We start from the raw sequence: 255 nt of genomic DNA, 5'->3' as shown, positions 1-255 counted from the left end.
CGTTACGCACCCGTGCGCCGGTCTCAAAGTCCGAAGACTTCTACCCCTCGACTTGCATGTGTTAAGCCTGCCGCTAGCGTTCATCCTGAGCCAGGATCAAACTCTTCATCGTATATTGTTTGCTTGATTAATCAAGCTATTGTTATTCGAATCAGTCTCTATCGGTTCTTTTCAATCTCTCGATTATCTTACTCTTTATTCTTTTGCCCTAACATCTCTGTTAAAGCGGCTGTCAATTCAATATGTCTACGAACG

At 43.5% G+C, this 255-nt stretch carries 1 rRNA gene; it reads right to left on the bottom strand.

The window, feature by feature from the left end:
* A 16S ribosomal RNA gene (locus tag KHA90_RS25255) occupies positions 1–112 on the bottom strand; the annotation flags it as partial.
* Positions 113–255: the final 143 nt, after the last annotated feature.

It is taken from the genome of Flavobacterium psychroterrae (assembly GCF_018380615.1).
GTDB lineage: Bacteria > Bacteroidota > Bacteroidia > Flavobacteriales > Flavobacteriaceae > Flavobacterium > Flavobacterium psychroterrae.
The sequence above is the reverse complement of the archived record's forward strand: the minus strand, read 5'-3'. Positions and strand labels throughout refer to the sequence as shown.